Consider the following 15,512-nt stretch of genomic DNA (forward strand, 5'->3'; position numbering starts at 1 on the left):
TGCAGCTGCTCTATAACGGGAGCACCCGTTCACCCCTACTTGATTTCAAGGTATCACGCACAAGGCCCATTCCTAATTCATCTATTTATTAGCTCCCACCAAACGCTAACTCTCTTTAAAAATCGATGAAAAAGTACTATTCTTGTTTCATGTTTTCGTTTTATAAAATTAAAAAAGGGCCTCTCTCCAAGCCTAGCAAATATACTAGACAAGGACGAGAGACCCGTGGTACCACCTTGATTAACTGTAAAAACAGTTCACTTAATCCATCCAAATTCCGAATGGGCGCCTTGTGTAACGATAAGGCCTAATCGCTGTATCCTACTAAGAAAATCCTTTCAGATCAGAGCTCAGAAGTCCATTCACATCATGTCCGCTACTGACTTTCACCAACCGTCAGCTCTCTAGAAACTTTCATCATGCTACTTACTCTTCTTCAATGCTATCATTTTTTACTTGTATTAATCTTACATAAGAAAATCACGAAAGTCAAGAAAATAAAACTACTTTATACTAAAAAGGTTGTAAAACGATAATTAATAAACAAGTAAGAAAAAAGAACTATCTCTCTATAATATATTTCACCCCAGAAAAAGTATGCTATTTTCTCTATTATAATAAATATCACCTCCCCTAAAACACTTATAAAATATAGGTTTTCAAATGATAATCAGCTTAAATTCCAATGATAAAAACACTCATATAAACCATGCCTAATTAACTAAAAAAAGCTTTTCCGAAAGGACTTTTCAACCATCTTTGTCAATTTGTGAAGTTTTTCACGTGAAACACTGGACAAACTTTTATTGATGGATTATACTAACGGTGTAATCAAATAAAACAAAAGAATACGGCAAAGCAACAAGCTAAATTTTTTTGGATTATCAGGGACGTTAAAAGTCTACTATGGACATTTTAAGTCCCGAACAAATATTAGGAGGTTCTGGAAAATGGCAATTAAAGAAAATGCGGCCCAAGAAGTATTAGAAGTTCAAAAAGTGATTGACAGATTAGCAGACAATGGACAAAAAGCATTGAAAGCATTTGAAAGTTACAATCAAGAACAAGTAGACAATATCGTTCACGCAATGGCACTTGCCGGACTTGACCAACATATGCCCCTTGCAAAATTAGCAGTAGAAGAAACTGGACGTGGATTATACGAAGATAAATGTATTAAAAACATCTTCGCGACAGAATATATTTGGAACAACATTAAAAACAACAAAACAGTAGGCGTTATTAATGAAGATGTACAAACTGGTGTGATTGAAATTGCTGAACCAGTTGGAGTTGTTGCCGGGGTTACACCTGTAACTAACCCAACATCCACTACTCTTTTCAAAGCAATTATCGCTATCAAAACACGTAACCCAATCATCTTTGCTTTCCATCCAAGTGCACAGCGTTGTTCATCTGCAGCAGCGAAAGTTGTATACGATGCAGCAATTGCAGCTGGAGCACCAGAACATTGTATTCAATGGGTAGAAAAACCTTCCCTAGAAGCAACGAAACAATTAATGAATCACGATAAAGTAGCACTTGTACTTGCAACTGGTGGTGCTGGAATGGTTAAATCAGCATACTCTACTGGTAAACCTGCACTAGGTGTTGGACCAGGTAACGTACCAGCTTACATTGACAAAACAGCCAAAATTAAACGTTCTGTTAATGACATTATTCTTTCTAAATCTTTTGACCAAGGTATGATTTGTGCTTCTGAACAAGCAGTCATCGTGGACAAAGAAGTAGCTAAAGAAGTAAAAGCAGAAATGGAAGCAAACAAATGCTACTTCGTTAAAGGCGCTGAATTCAAAAAATTAGAAAGCTATGTAATCAATCCTGAAAAAGGAACACTTAACCCAGATGTAGTTGGTAAATCCCCTGCATGGATTGCAAACCAAGCTGGCTTCAAAGTTCCAGAAGATACAAAAATTCTTGTAGCTGAAATTAAAGGTGTTGGCGACAAATACCCACTATCTCACGAAAAATTAAGCCCAGTTCTTGCATTCATCGAAGCTGCTAACCAAGCAGAAGCATTCGATCGTTGTGAAGAAATGTTAGTATACGGAGGACTTGGACACTCCGCAGTTATTCACTCTACGGATAAAGAAGTTCAAAAAGCATTTGGTATTCGTATGAAAGCTTGCCGTATCATCGTAAATGCACCAAGCGCACAAGGCGGTATCGGTGACATTTATAACGGCTTCATCCCTTCCCTAACACTAGGTTGTGGATCTTACGGTAAAAACTCTGTATCACAAAATGTAAGTGCGACTAACTTGCTGAACGTTAAACGTATCGCGGATCGGAGAAATAATATGCAATGGTTCAAACTTCCACCAAAAATTTTCTTTGAAAAATATTCCACTCAATACCTTCAAAAAATGGAAGGCGTTGAACGCGTATTTATCGTAACTGACCCAGGAATGGTTCAATTCAAATACGTGGATGTCGTAATCGAACACCTGAAAAAACGTGGCAACGATGTAGCTTACCAAGTATTTGCTGACGTTGAACCAGATCCATCTGACGTAACAGTTTACAAAGGTGCAGAACTAATGAAAGACTTCAAACCTGATACAATTATCGCTCTTGGTGGTGGTTCTGCAATGGATGCTGCCAAAGGTATGTGGTTATTCTATGAACACCCAGAAGCTTCATTCTTCGGCTTGAAACAAAAATTCTTAGATATCCGTAAACGTACATTCAAATATCCTAAACTTGGTGGAAAAGCGAAATTCGTTGCAATTCCAACAACAAGTGGTACAGGTTCTGAAGTAACTCCATTTGCGGTTATTACAGACAAAGAAAACAACATTAAATACCCTCTTGCAGACTACGAATTAACTCCAGATGTTGCGATTGTCGATGCACAATATGTAACTACTGTTCCAGCACACATTACTGCTGACACTGGTATGGACGTTCTAACTCACGCAATTGAATCTTATGTATCCGTAATGGCAAGCGATTATACTCGTGGATTATCTATCCGCGCAATCGAACTTGTATTTGAAAACTTACGTGAATCTGTTCTTACTGGTGATCCAGATGCGCGTGAAAAAATGCATAATGCTTCTGCCCTAGCTGGTATGGCGTTTGCAAATGCGTTCCTAGGAATTAACCACAGCTTGGCACACAAAATTGGACCTGAATTCCACATTCCTCACGGTCGTGCGAATGCAATCCTTATGCCACATGTTATTCGTTATAACGCACTTAAACCTAAAAAACATGCGTTATTCCCTAGATATGAAAGCTTCCGTGCTGATGAAGATTATGCTCGTATCTCTCGTATTATCGGCTTCCCTGCAGCAACTACAGAAGAAGGCGTTAAATCACTTGTAGATGAAATCATCAAACTTGGTAAAGACGTTGGTATCGACATGAGTCTTAAAGGACAAAATGTTGCTAAAAAAGATTTGGATGCAGTTGTAGATACACTTGCAGATCGCGCATTCATGGACCAATGTACTACTGCCAACCCTAAACAACCACTTGTAAGTGAACTAAAAGAAATCTACCTAGAAGCTTACAAAGGTGTTTGAAACTAGCTAACTTGTCCACCATTAATATATAAAGTTAGAAGAAAGCGCAAGTCCATCCCAGGGCTTGCGCTTTCGCTTTAGTACTAAAATTAGTATAATGGAACAAGAATGGAGTTGATTTAATGATACAAGCAACGGTTCCCTACTTTACTTTTGACGGGGAGGCCACAGAAGCACTAGATTTTTATAAAAAAGTGTTTCAAGCAGAAATTACGCAAATGCGTTATTTTCACGAGCTGGAAGGATTCTCAGGAGATAAAAAACAAGGAGAACGAATCCTCCATGCAAGACTTACGAAAGACGAGAAAGATTTATTTTATTTCTCCGACACGCTCGAAGGCGAAACAGACGCGGGCAATCGCCTAGCACTTGCGGTGAATTTTAGTTCGGAAGCAGATTTTGTACAAGCTTTTGTCCTACTATCCAAAACCGGCACCATCGAAATTCCGATTCAAAATACATTTTGGGACGCAAAATACGCGAAAGTAATCGATCATTACAGCATAGATTGGCACCTTAACTTAGAAAATGAGTCTACTACTAAAGTATGATTTTTTCCCGTCCTCTAGCCGAATGTAATTAGAACTAAAAAATAGTACAATTTTAGTAGTGAGAGAAAAAAAGGAGTGAGTTCATGACTGAGACAGTTTTAAAATTAGAACATGTCACGAAAAAAATCGGACAAAAAAATATTGTCCACGATATCAGCTTTGACATACATAAAGGAGAAGTATTTGGTTTACTTGGCCCAAACGGTGCTGGTAAGACAACTATAATCCGCTCTATCGTTGGTTTAATTCGTCGATCAGAAGGTACCGTTTTTATTAATGGTAAAAATGTCGACACAGAATATAAAGCAGCGATTTCAGAAGTAGGTGCTATTATTGAAAATCCAGAATTTTATATGTATATGTCTGGATGGGCAAACTTAAAGCAATTCGCACGTATGAGTCAAAAAAACATTACTGACGAACACGTTCGTGAAATCGTTGAACTTGTAAAGCTTACTGGCGCAATTAATCAGAAAGTAAAAACATATTCTCTCGGTATGCGTCAACGTTTAGGTGTTGCGCAAGCTTTAATTCATAGCCCTGCTTTACTTATCTTAGATGAACCAACAAACGGACTTGATCCACAAGGTATGGCCGAATTCAGAACGCTGATTCGCGATTTAGCGACAAATGGTACTTCTGTTTTAATTTCTAGCCATTTACTTAGCGAAATCCAACAAATTACGGATCGATTTGCGATTATTAACAAAGGTGTTCTAACGCACATCGAAAAAATGAGCGACCTAATTGAAAATCATGTCGCTGCTTATAAACTAAAAGTTAGCGATCCCGAAGCAACTAAAACCGTTCTCGCTACACTCCCAGTCAAGCTTGTTGCTCAAAATGAGGATCTATTCAAAATCGAAGTGGCTCACGAAGATGTACATCTAATTGCTCGTGCGCTTATCCAAGCAAATATTGATTTATTAGAAATGGTTCCACTTCAAGCCTCCCTTGAAGAACGATTCCTCGAATTAACTAAAGGTGGAGGTGCAGAAGTATGATAGCATTAGTAAAAAATGAATTTACCAAATTATTTTCCAGAAAATCAAGTTGGATTATGCAAATCGTCTTATTTGTAGCAGTTTTAGCTCTTGCTCTTCTTATGTTTTTTGTTAGTAAAATAGATACTAGTGGTATCGAAGGCGGCGACGCAAGTAATGCTGGTATTACTGCTTACTATGACGATAAAGGTGCCCCGGTTAGCGAAGAAGAATATTGGAACTCCGCAGATAAAGATGGTAATCCTACGTATAAATCTGAAACGTTATCTTTAACTGATTCTGTTGCTTACTTAAAAACACAAGAACAAGCGGCTCCAACAAAAGAAGCCAAAGAAACTATCCAAAAACAAATTGATTTTTACCAAGCTTATGTCGATGCAGATGAAAAACCCGCTAGTAATTCAGCAGGTATTTCAAGCGCAGATTTCTTCGCTTCATTAGGTAGCTCAGGAGCCGTTGCGACAATGCTTGTTGTTGTTGTAGCAAGTATCATCGTTGCAACAGAGTTTTCTGGTGGGACAATCAAACTTTTACTGACACGTCCTTATTCTAGAAGTCAGATACTATTTTCCAAATACGTAATGTGTATCGTTTACAGCATTATTAGCTCTATCACATTACTTGTAGCTAGCTTTATCTTTTCATTTATTTTACCAAAACAATCTATTTTTATGCCGCTCTCCCCTTCAACGGGTGCAATGACTGCTTTCGAACATGCGTGGATGCTACTTGGTACGAACTTCTTACTGATGATCGTATACGCAACTATTGCTTTCTTCTTCTCCTCTGTCGTTCGTTCACAAGCACTTGCAGTTGGTGTCGGCGTTGGTGTACTATTCTCCGGTGGAATTATTCGCCAATTACTACCTCTCGCTATCGAAAAATACGATTGGATGAAATGGATTATCTTCAACTTGCTCAGCCTAAATGACACAGTTGGCGGTTCTAAAATCGCTGGTGGCCTAGCAGATTGGCAAATAATCGCCGGTCTAGGTGTTTATACAGCGATTATCCTTTTCTTCACTTTCTTCTTATTCAAAAAACGAGATGTCGCTTTAAGTTAAATATTAAAAAGGCTGTCCGCATTGGACAGCCTTTTTTTAATGCCTAATAATTTGAATTTTATCGGTCTGATTTGTATCAATTCTTGCAGTTCCGCCAATCGGGAATGTCGCAATTGGCTGTGTATGACCAAAATCCGCACCAGATATAACTGGGATTTTTTGTAATGCCGTTTTTGTTTCAATAATATATGCTAATTTCTCCGCTGTCATCGCTGTCTTCTGTTGGAAACGACCGATTACCAGCCCTTCTATCTCACCTGCACCGGGTTGACTTAATAGCGATTCTAAATCCCGGTCGAATGTTTCTGGAACAGTCATAAAATCATCTTCAATAAATAAAATGGTACCCGCTAAGTTAGGCATGTACTCGGTTCCTTGGAGTAAATTAAGCGTGCATAAGTTCCCGCCAATGATGATTCCTTCTGCCTCTCCAGGTTGCATAACAACTAATCCCTCATTCGGAATAAAATTTCTGTTCTCTTGGTCCAAATACCATTCATCGTCACTCCATGCAGCACTTTCTTTAAGCGCAAACGGCTCTTTTTGCAATAAACACTTGCTAAATGAGTCCATTACGTAGTCCAGCCCTTTCTCCATTGAAAAACTTGAAAAATGAGCGCCTGAATAAGTGATAAGTTCCGTTTGCGTATAAATAGCGGTTGCTAATGCCGTGATATCCGAGAAACCACATAAAATTTTAGGATTTTCCGAAATTAAATCATAATCCAAATATGGCAACAATTGATTGCTATTAAAACCACCAATAACCGTCAAAATCGCTTTGACACTCGAATCATTAAAGGCTTCATGGATATCAGCAACTCGCGAACGAATGCTTGAACTCATCATGCAATCCATTTCTGCTACATGTTCGCCAAAAGTGACTTTAAAACCCATGTCCGTTAGGCGCTTAACGGCAATTTCCACTTGATTGTCAGCCATAATACCGATAGAACGACTTGGTGCAATAATCCGAATTTCATCCCCTTGTTTTAATTTCGCTGGAATCATTTCGTCGCCTCCCTATTAAATGTATGAAATGGGCATGAACGTAAATGGTCATCCAAAATCCCAATAGCTTGTAAATAAGAATACACAATTACAGGGCCAACAAACTTAAAACCACGTTTCTTTAAATCTTTACTGATTTTTTCTGATAGTTCTGTGCTTGCAGGGACCTCTCCCATGCCTTGCCATTCATTAATAATACGCTCATTATTCGTAAAACCCCAAATATAGTTTGCAAATGAGCCGAATTCAGCTTGGACTTTTTGCGTAGCTAGGGCATTTGTACGAACTGCTTTCACTTTAAGGCGATTCTTTACAATAGCCGCTTCTTCGACAATCGTCGCCAGCTCATCGTCTGTTAGGCGTGCACATTTATCAATATCAAAGTGAAAAAAAGCTTCTTGATAGGCTTTTCTTTTATGTAAAATTAATCTCCATGAGAGTCCAGCTTGTGCTCCCTCTAAATTGAGCATTTCAAATAAATATGTGTCGTCTTTACTCGGAACACACCATTCTGTATCATGATATTCTAGTTCAAACGGGTCATTAATCGACCAAGGGCAACGTAATTCTTCAGACAAAGCGAGTTCCTCCTATATAGTTAAAATGTAATACACACTGATCAAAACAGCCACAAATAGTCCGACGCAACTCCAAATTAGTCGTTTCTCTTTCCACTGACTAACTGCCACAGCAATGCTTAATGCTAAAAATAAAAAGAGTAGCCAGTTTGGAACATCGGGGTGATAGTTGCTCGTAAAAATAAGATACCCTATTACTGCTGCAATTATTCCAGTCACTATAAAACTGATTTTCTGATACCTCATTCGCTCAAGCCTCCTATTAACCAATAATAAAACATACGTTCTGTTTTTGCAAGCAAAAATAAAAAAGAGACGAACTTTATTGCTCGCCTCTTTTTAAAGTTATTTCAATTTGCCACGAAGAACCATTGGTAAAATTCCGCCGTGACGGTAATAGTCAATTTCTACTTCAGAGTCAAAACGTGCAAGTGCTTCAAAAGTGAAGCTTGAGCCGTCTTCACGAACAGCGGTTACTTTTACAAGGTCTCTTGGCGCTACCTCTTCACCGATTTCCACTTGCAAGCTTTCTGAACCTGTTAAACCAAGCGTTTCTGCGTCTTCACCTGGTTGGAACTGAAGTGGTAAAACACCCATCATAACAAGGTTAGAACGATGAATCCGTTCATAGCTTTTCGCGATAACTGTTTTAATTCCTAGCAAGTTCGTTCCTTTGGCAGCCCAGTCACGAGAGGATCCCATTCCATAATCGTCACCAGCAAGAATGACTAAACCAGTATTATTTTCGATATATTTTCTAGAAGCATCATAAATTGACATCACTTCGCCAGTTGGCCAGTAAGTCGTATAGCCACCTTCTGTACCTGGTGCGATTTGATTTTTAATACGAATATTCGCAAATGTCCCGCGCATCATCACATCATGATGACCGCGACGAGAACCGTATGAGTTGAAATCACGAATTGCCACGCCTTCTTCTTGAAGGAATTTCCCAGCTGGGGTATCTTTGCCGATTGCTCCGGCTGGTGAAATATGATCGGTTGTAACAGAATCACCAAATTTACCAATAACGCGGAGGCCAGATAAGCTTTCTACTTTGCCAGCTTCTTTCGCTAAATTATCAAAGAATGGTGGGTTCGCAATATACGTAGAGTTTTCATCCCATTTGTATAGGGCATCTTCTGTTGTCTCAATCGCATTCCAAGCTTCGTTTTCATCAAATACATGAGCATATTGTTCACGGAAAAGTTCTGGTGTTACCGTTTCTTCTACTAATGCCTTCACTTCTTCTGAACTTGGCCAAATATCGTCTAAGAAGACTTCTTCGCCATTATTACCGCGTCCAATTGGTTCTGTTAGCATGTCGACATTTGTTGTCCCAGCGAGCGCATAGGCAACGACTAGTGGTGGTGAAGCTAGGAAGTTTGCTTTCACAAGTGCATGAATACGCCCTTCAAAGTTACGGTTACCACTTAATACCGCAGAAACAAGCAAATCACTGTCTTGTATTGCTTCTTCAATTTCTTCTTTTAACGGACCAGAATTACCGATACACGTCGTACAACCATAGCCAACAAGGTCAAACCCAAGTTTTTCTAAATATGGAAGTAAGCCGGCTTTTTCCAAGTAACCTGTTACAACTTTAGAGCCTGGCGCCAAGGATGTTTTTACGAATTTTGGTACTTCTAAGCCTTTTTCGACTGCTTTTTTAGCAACTAAACCAGCGCTTAACATAACATATGGGTTAGAAGTGTTCGTACAACTTGTAATCGCCGCGATTGCAACCGAACCAGTTTTCATAGTGGATTGATCGCCATTGCCAAAAGTAACGGTTACTTCTTTGTCTAAGGCTGATTTATCTAGTCCGAAACCTTGGTTGCCTGCTTTGGCAGTAATCGATTCGCGGAATGTTTCTTTCATTTTCGAAAGAGGGATCAAATCTTGAGGACGTTTTGGCCCCGCCAAGTTTGGTTCAATCGCGGAAAGATCGATTTCCACGATTTGCGTGTAGTTTGGTTCTACTTTTTCAGGTGTGAAGAATAAATCGTTTGCTTCTAAATAAGCTTCTACTAATTCGATTTGTTCTTTGTCACGGCCAGTTAGTTTTAAATAATTAAGGGCTTCTTTATCTACTGGGAAGAACCCACAAGTTGCACCGTATTCTGGAGCCATATTCGCAACGGTTGCACGGTCAGCAAGCGGAAGTGTCGCAACACCCGGACCATAAAATTCAACAAATTTACCTACTACTTTTTGTTCCCGTAAGACTTGGGTTACTTTTAAAGCAAAATCAGTTGCTGTTGCGCCGTTTGGTAAAGCACCTAGCAATTTCACACCGATAACTTCTGGAATTGGGAAGTAAGATGGTTGACCGAGCATGCCGGCTTCTGCTTCAATACCGCCCACGCCCCAACCTAATACACCAATACCGTTAATCATCGTCGTATGGCTATCTGTTCCGACAAGGGAATCTGGAAACGCTACAAATTCGCCGTCTGCTACTTCATTCGCAATAACGACGTTTGCTAAATACTCTAAGTTAACTTGGTGAACGATACCTGTTGCAGGTGGTACTGCGCGATAGTTATCAAATGCTTTTTGCGCCCAATTTAAAAACTGGTAACGTTCCATGTTGCGCTTGAATTCGAGTTCCATATTGATTTTCAGTGCTTCTGGATTCGCATAGCTGTCTACTTGCACCGAGTGATCGACGACTAAATCGACCGGGATTTCCGGATTGATTTTTTCAGGGTCGCCGCCAAGATCTGCCATGGCTTTACGTAAAGAAGCTAAATCAACCACTGCAGGAACACCTGTGAAATCTTGTAAAATAACACGGGCTGGTTTGAATGGTACTTCGCCTTCGTTTCCATCTTTAGACCAATGGGCTAAATCTTCTACATGTGAGTCCTTAATTACTCTGCCATCTGCTTGTCTTAAAACGGATTCAAGTAAAACACGTACAGAATAAGGTAATTTCTCGATGTTTGTAAGCTTGTCCTCTTCTAAGGTTTTAAGTTTGTAATAATGATACGTTTTGTCGTTTAGTTGAAATGATGCTTTTGCTTTTTCTTTCCAATTAGTCATCCACGTTTCCTCCTTCAATTCTTGAAACGATTGGTCTCTCTCATCTATTGTACTTAAAAACGGGCGATAAGTAAACAAAGAGAATCCGCTATAATTCGATAACTTTTTCTTATAACAAAAAAATGAATGACAACGAGTGCCATTCATCTGTACTTTAAACACCTAAATTGGTTAATGCTTGTTCTAAAGAGCCAAATGATTCGAGTTTGGAAATATTTGAACCAACTTGGATTGTGCGTTGAGCGAAACTTGGGCGCATACCAGAAAGTATTGGTACTAAGCCAATTAATTTAAAAGATTGAATCATATCCTCCATATGTTTGGTTGCGAAATCATCTTTTAATACAGCACTGGAAAAATCAATGACAATCGTATCTAAATTCAGCTTATCCGCAGATTCTACTGCTTTTTCTTTCATGAAATAGCCCCTATCGTCATCCAAACTACCAACAATTGGTAAGACGCCGATAGAATCAGTGATAGGAATAATTCGTGTGGATAACTGAATTATTTCTTTTCGCTGTGCTGCGACTTGATTTCTATTTTCTTGCATAAATCCTTCTAACAATTGTTGTTGAATGGATGAAAGCGTATCTTTTATATCAAGCATAAATTGGATAATGTCAGCATCCGTATAGAAAACATTTTCTGCTTCCTTCCACTTCACTAAGCTAGTAATGATATATTTTTCAACTTCACTCATATGTTGATGAATTTTTCTAATATCCGTCTTATCATTGAAGCGTCTTTTACCGATACTTTCAAAATCTCGTTCTTTCACGCCGGTAATGACATCAATAATCATGCCACATGATGCAGTGCTTAGCGAGCGAATAGCTTCTTCCTCTTCCCCGCCACGAAGTCTTAATTTAAATTCATCCGTTTCAATATAATAATTTTCATAAAACATATTCACTAATTCTGAACGACGACTAATCAAAAATTCCTTAATTTGCATAAACTTCTCCTTTTTCACCGATATTATCTCGCAAAAATTAAGATGTTATCTGCATGTAAATTTTCAATCATTTTATCTACTTGTTTTTCTGTTAAATCAAAGTCTTCTAATAATCTTTTTACAGATTTATCGTCTGTTTTCGAGAACCATTTGGCAAAGGGACCGGCAGCATACAAAGCACCATATTTGGGATTGTAAGCTTGTGGAATAACAATGGCTCCACTTAGAGATTGGAGGATTCCAGAAATAATACCGAAAGCCTCTTCATTTACAGGACGTTCGATTTCGATATTTTCTTTTTCTGCTAAAGTTTCTAAGTTTTTGTTATGTTTTGATTTAGCTAGAACAGAAATATCTTCTTTTTCATATCCCTCGCTTACTAGTTTGTTGATAATTTCCTCTGCTGCCTCGACATTTTGAACTGCGAATACTTCCCACTTTTTCATTATTTGTCATCCCTTCCATTATCCAATTGTAAGATTTGTTTTATTTCTTCTGTGCTTAATTTTCCTAGCATTTGTTCGCCTGGTTGGATTAGTTCGTCCACTAGCGCTTGTTTTTTCTTTTGCAAATCAAAAATTCGTTCTTCTATCGTTCCTTTAGTGATCATCCGGAACACTTGGACAACGCGTTTTTGCCCGATTCGATGTGCACGTCCGGTAGCTTGTTCTTCTACAGCCGGATTCCACCATAAATCGTATAAAATCACGGTATCCGCGCCAACAAGATTGAGCCCGGTTCCACCAGCTTTTAAGGAAATCAAGAAAATATCATTTTCCCCTTCGTTAAAAGCATTAACCATATCTAGTCTTGTTTTCGATGGAGTTTTACCATCCATGTAGAAAAGTGTTTGTCCATCTTCTTCTAGTTTTTGGCGAATAATTCCAAGCATACCCGTGAATTGGGAAAATAGGAGAATGCGTTTACCGTTTTCTCTTGCTGTTTGTATTGTATCAAATAACTGTAGTAATTTACCAGATTCACCTTGATAATTTTCCACAAAAAGGCTCGGATCACAGCAAATTTGGCGTAAACGGGTTAATCCTGCGAGTAATTTGATTCGTTCTTCGGAAGCATTACCATTGCTTGCTTCTAAATCAGCTTGAATTTTTTCTAAATAAGCTAAGTATATTGTTTTTTGCTCATCGGTTAATTCAGAATAAAGGTTGGTTTCAATTTTATCTGGTAGTTCTTTGACGACATCTTGTTTTAGTCGACGTAGTAAGAATGGACGAATCATTTTAGCAATGTTGTCGTAAGGTATTTCTTTAAATTTGCGCAATGAAGGGAAAAATCCTGGCATTAATGTTTGGAAAATAGCCCATAGTTCATCGATGCTGTTTTCAAGCGGCGTTCCACTGAGCGCGAATACATGATTGCGTTTCAAAGCGCGCACAGCTTGAGAGGCCTTCGTATGATAATTCTTGATAGCTTGTGATTCGTCAATAATAACACTTGAAAAAGCGACATCTGCAAAATGGACAATATCTTGGCGTAACGATGGATACGAAATCAAGTAGACATGGCCATGCTTCATTTCTTCCATTTCGGCTATCCGGGATTGTTTCGTTCCATGTAAAACGGTCACTGGAATAGTTGGCGCAAATTTTTCTAATTCGCTTTGCCAGTTATAAAGTAGTGATGCTGGCGTAATAATTAAGACTGGTTTTAAGTTAGGGTTATCTTCTAACTCAGATGCTAGAAAACTAATCGTTTGCACTGTTTTCCCAAGTCCCATATCATCTGCTAAAATGCCGCCTAAATTATATTTCGCAAGGGATTTCATCCATTCAAACCCAGTTAGTTGATAATCACGTAACTCTGCTTTTAATCCTTTTGGTAACGCAAAGCTGTCTTCGGATTGCGTCGTAATATCTGTAAGCAATTCGCGGAAAGAACGACTGAATTTATGATGTTCATCTTGTGCTCCTGCTCCTAAAATATCATAAATTTGCATCCCACGATAAAGCGGTACTTGCATGTTTGCTTGGACATCTTTCTTACGCACTTCTAACATTTGGAGTACATCTTCCATTTGTTTGTAGTTTTCTGATTCAAGCGATAAGAAACGACCACTTTTCAGACGATGATAGCTACGTTTTTCACGCAAAGATTCTAGGACATTTTGCACTTCTTCTTCCGGAATACCTTTGAAATCAAACGAAACAGAAAGATAATCGTTATCACCAGAAACATCCAGTGTCGTAACTGGGCGCACATTCTCTTCTACCATTTCTTCGAGACCGTCTTCCATATAAATCTCTGCGTACTCTGCTAGTTTTGGAATGGTGCGATAATAAAATTGATACAAATCCTTTTCTTGTTTATTGACGACCATTTTTGTTCCAGAAAAATGAACAGGGGCGCTTTCGATAATATTCATTACACGGGCTTCTTTTTCGACATCACGTATCATGATTTTTTCGTTTTCTTCTTCTGATGTTGCAAATGGATCGAAAAGCTGATTGCCATAATGATATTCAAGTCGCAACGTATGCTCCCCGTATTCGAGTGCAATGAATAATTTACAATCAAGTGGCTGTTGCGTAATCCGGTCTTCAATCGAGTCATCCAGCTTTAACTTCCCGCTTTTCTGTAAGGCTGGTAATACGTAGGAAATGACTTCACTTAATTGCGACTCTGAAAATTGCACCACTTCATTTTTCGTTACTTTATGAAATTCCATCAATGGTTTCAACGATTCCCATACTTCTTTTGCCGGTATGAAAAAGGTACCGTCAAAGAAAAGAAGTTGGTAGGCTTCAAAAAAGATTGCTTGTTGTAAGTCTTCCATTTCTAGTTGGTATTTATCTTCTGCACTTTTTTTGAGTTCAAAAATGAAATCAAGGTTGTCGTGGCGCACATTGATACCGCGATATTTAATATCTTCTACGCGTTCTTTCATAATAATGCACGTCGTATCGCGTTCTGTGAGTAGTTCTAACAGGTCGCTCGCCATACTCGGTGGAATCGTTAGGTTTTTCTCTTCTGCGTAAGATTTGGACCAATAAAAAGAATCTGTATCATACATTTTGGCAATTTCACTGATTTGCAGTAGTTTATCCAAAATTTGTTTGTCTTCCTCAAGAAAGAAATGCTCGTTTGGATCGTAAGCAAAATTCTTAGTGAAAACAAGCCACTGCCTGTCGCGAATTGCGGCTAAAAATGTATTCATATTTTTTACAACATAGGTCCGTTCTGTGCCAACTTTGACTTCAATAGTCATGATATAACTAGAATCATCGGGTTTTAAACGAATGATATACTGCGTTTGGAGTGGCGTTTTATTCGTATTGTCCTCTTCTACTTCGAGCTGTTGCGCCATATTTTGTTGAAAAAGGGAAAGAAGTGTATTTGATTCTTGCGTGAGAATTCGATTTTTAAAATCTTGTTTGGCTGCTTTTTGCTTTTCTTTTTCCATTTTCAGATGGGTTGCGTAGATGTGTTTGCAAATCGCGTTCAATTGAAAATCGGCACAACTACACGCATAATTTTCATTACCTGCATCTTCTACGACATTTTGATCAATAAAATACGTTGAAAAATGGTCTGATGCATCTTTTTCACGAAACTGAATGATTTCTCCGTCTTCCATCAGTTTCTTTCCAGCCTGCTTCACACTATATGGGATCATTTTATTTTGAATTGCTGTAAAGTGCTCCATTACTTTCTTCCTCCCAAAACCGTCCATTACTCTAAACTACTATTATATAGGAAAAGACGAGGGACGGCAACGCATGCGGTCTT

11 protein-coding genes and 2 other annotated features (1 of these 13 running past the window's edge) are annotated in these 15,512 nt (G+C 38.6%); of the genes, 4 read left to right on the top strand and 7 right to left on the bottom strand.

Annotation, left to right across the window (positions count from 1 at the left end; genetic code table 11):
* Positions 1-159, bottom strand: a binding site (T-box leader) (it extends 67 nt beyond the left edge of the window).
* A 48-nt stretch (positions 160-207) separates the two neighbouring features.
* Positions 208-449, bottom strand: a binding site (T-box leader).
* Between the two features lie 501 nt (positions 450-950).
* The 4 genes from lap to GL301_RS08295 all read left to right on the top strand — a co-directional run bounded on the left by lap (position 951) and on the right by GL301_RS08295 (position 6,170).
* On the top strand, positions 951-3,551 hold the full coding sequence (lap, locus tag GL301_RS08280) for an adhesion-mediating acetaldehyde/alcohol dehydrogenase LAP (RefSeq protein WP_003726650.1): 2,601 nt from the start codon (positions 951-953) through the stop codon (positions 3,549-3,551).
* Between the two features lie 122 nt (positions 3,552-3,673).
* Positions 3,674-4,102 (top strand): VOC family protein, encoded by a 429-nt coding sequence (locus tag GL301_RS08285; protein WP_003727347.1) that lies wholly within the window; start codon positions 3,674-3,676, stop codon positions 4,100-4,102.
* 83 nt (positions 4,103-4,185) lie between these two features.
* The gene (locus GL301_RS08290) at positions 4,186-5,106 is read left to right on the top strand and encodes an ABC transporter ATP-binding protein (RefSeq protein ID WP_003726652.1); all 921 of its coding nucleotides are present in this window, start codon (positions 4,186-4,188) and stop codon (positions 5,104-5,106) included.
* The gene (locus GL301_RS08295; RefSeq protein WP_003726653.1) at positions 5,103-6,170 is read left to right on the top strand and encodes an ABC transporter permease; all 1,068 of its coding nucleotides are present in this window, start codon (positions 5,103-5,105) and stop codon (positions 6,168-6,170) included. The genes GL301_RS08290 and GL301_RS08295 overlap by 4 nt, the downstream gene beginning before the upstream one ends.
* Positions 6,171-6,206: 36 nt before the next feature.
* On the opposite strand, the gene GL301_RS08300 is transcribed toward GL301_RS08295, so the two are convergent.
* From GL301_RS08300 to GL301_RS08330, 7 genes are all read right to left on the bottom strand, one after another.
* Positions 6,207-7,181: a S66 family peptidase gene (locus tag GL301_RS08300; RefSeq protein ID WP_003731633.1), complete on the bottom strand. Its 975-nt coding sequence runs from the start codon at positions 7,179-7,181 to the stop codon at positions 6,207-6,209.
* Complete coding sequence (locus GL301_RS08305) at positions 7,178-7,759, bottom strand: DNA-3-methyladenine glycosylase I (protein WP_003727344.1); 582 nt, start codon at positions 7,757-7,759, stop codon at positions 7,178-7,180. Before GL301_RS08305 ends, GL301_RS08300 begins: the two co-directional genes overlap by 4 nt.
* 12 nt (positions 7,760-7,771) lie before the next feature.
* Positions 7,772-8,005 carry a hypothetical protein gene (locus GL301_RS08310; protein ID WP_003727343.1) on the bottom strand — a complete coding sequence of 78 codons (234 nt, stop codon included), beginning with the start codon at positions 8,003-8,005 and terminating at the stop codon, positions 7,772-7,774.
* Between the two features lie 99 nt (positions 8,006-8,104).
* Positions 8,105-10,807: an aconitate hydratase AcnA gene (gene acnA / locus GL301_RS08315; RefSeq protein ID WP_003726197.1), complete on the bottom strand. Its 2,703-nt coding sequence runs from the start codon at positions 10,805-10,807 to the stop codon at positions 8,105-8,107.
* 154 nt (positions 10,808-10,961) lie between these two features.
* Complete coding sequence (locus tag GL301_RS08320) at positions 10,962-11,765, bottom strand: STAS domain-containing protein (RefSeq protein ID WP_070014779.1); 804 nt, start codon at positions 11,763-11,765, stop codon at positions 10,962-10,964.
* A 23-nt stretch (positions 11,766-11,788) separates the two neighbouring features.
* A complete protein-coding gene (locus GL301_RS08325; RefSeq protein ID WP_003726199.1) occupies positions 11,789-12,211 on the bottom strand; it encodes a general stress protein in 423 nt (140 codons plus the stop codon).
* On the bottom strand, positions 12,211-15,429 hold the full coding sequence (locus GL301_RS08330) for a DEAD/DEAH box helicase (protein ID WP_021495988.1): 3,219 nt from the start codon (positions 15,427-15,429) through the stop codon (positions 12,211-12,213). Before GL301_RS08330 ends, GL301_RS08325 begins: the two co-directional genes overlap by 1 nt.
* Positions 15,430-15,512 lie beyond the last annotated feature (83 nt).

It is taken from the genome of Listeria sp. LM90SB2, from assembly GCF_028867355.1.
Lineage (GTDB): Bacteria > Bacillota > Bacilli > Lactobacillales > Listeriaceae > Listeria > Listeria monocytogenes_B.